This is a genomic window from Salinicola peritrichatus, from assembly GCF_003206715.1.
GTDB classification, from domain to species: Bacteria; Pseudomonadota; Gammaproteobacteria; order Pseudomonadales; family Halomonadaceae; genus Salinicola; species Salinicola peritrichatus.
This window is the reverse complement of record NZ_PZJU01000105.1, coordinates 1-1,309: the sequence shown is the minus strand read 5'-3', so window position 1 is coordinate 1,309 and position 1,309 is coordinate 1. Positions and strand designations below refer to the sequence as shown.

At 45.5% G+C, this 1,309-nt stretch carries 2 protein-coding genes; both read right to left on the bottom strand.

What is annotated here, in order from left to right:
• Window positions 1-209: 209 nt before the first annotated feature.
• Window positions 210-587, bottom strand: coding sequence for a hypothetical protein (locus DOM57_RS21930; protein WP_162619639.1), 378 nt, complete (start codon window positions 585-587; stop codon window positions 210-212).
• A gap of 10 nt (window positions 588-597) precedes the next feature.
• Window positions 598-810, bottom strand: coding sequence for a hypothetical protein (locus DOM57_RS21640; RefSeq protein ID WP_021818584.1), 213 nt, complete (start codon window positions 808-810; stop codon window positions 598-600).
• Window positions 811-1,309 lie beyond the last annotated feature (499 nt).

The window sequence follows — 1,309 nt, the reverse complement described above, 5'->3', positions numbered from 1 at the left end:
GGTGAATAATGCGGGCTCAAGTGTCAACATCGATGCCACGCAGACCTTTTCTTCCATATCATTGGCTTACTTCGTTTCAATTGACGTGGTTGGCCTTTTCTTCCCTGGCGTGCAAAACACGGCGAATGCCGTTCATCTACTTATTACCTTAGTATTTACTAGGATCAGTATTTTCTAGCCTCTTTACTTAGTAGTATTGGATTTTCCGCCTACGGACTATCCGGAGTTGGATTAACCGCATTCGGAAAACCCGAACGTGGTGGATCAAGCTCAAAGTCGCCTGGCCGGTCAGTGACTAACCACGTGGTGCGCACGAACTTCCCACATTCACCACGCTCCCGCTGAATGCACAGATACCCGGCTTGTTGAAGTTCCTTAAGCCCCGCTCTCGTAGCATCTCGACCAGAGCCAACCTCCTTCTCTTTTGAAAGGTGAGATAGCCTGAGCTGCCAGTTATCGGGCAGAGAAAGCACGAACACCAGAATGCCCAAAGCTTTCCAGGAAATTCGTCGATCTCGAATCAACTCATTGTTGAGCGTCGTGAAGTTTGATCGCACCCGACGACGGATGATTGCGGTATCGTCCACGGTACCCCCCTCAGGACTCGTCAATCAGCCCAGCAACGTCAGTTGCACGGAAATAGACACGCCTTCCAACCTTCCTCTTGGCGGCATTCCACTTCAAAGCAAATTCTGATTGGCTCTGCAAAGATATTCGTAGCCCATCGGGGCTACGCTTCAATAATTCCGATAAATCGGTTAAAGAAAGCAAAGGACCATAGCGTTCAAGCAACTGCTCTTCGGTTGTCATAAACATCTCCAGATAACGCAAACAAAGACTTCACTCCCAATATTTACGTCATCTTGAGAAAACTTTCAACACTTTGATTTTATGGTTAAAAAGTATAGCTATACGCCTACCTAAAGTTTATCTATACTTTTCCAACAGCACCTTTCATAAAACAAAATAACCAAAAATTACGCATATAAAAATCAAACAACAACCAAGTCGACCCTACCCCTCAAGTGTCAATAAACAGCTTAAGTTGATCACCTTGTGCACGGGACTTGGTCAATGCGCTTTATTTCATTGACACTTGAGGGGCACTTTTATAACCACAATCCTTCAGGCACATGAGCACATGGGAAAAGGTGTCCATCATGAGGAATGCTAGGCAGTAGAGGATGGCAATGAGTAGCGCACCACTGAGGTCACACCAGAAAGGCAGAAGAAACTTTAGCCGCTAAATTTTCCCTATTCATTGCTGAAGAGATAATCACCTTTCAACAAATGTACCCGCATTATTCAC

Coding starts and splice junctions, on each gene's coding strand:
- DOM57_RS21640 (WP_021818584.1), bottom strand. CDS start 810: ATGACAACCGAAGAGCAGTTGCTTGAACGCTATGGTCCTTTGCTTTCT.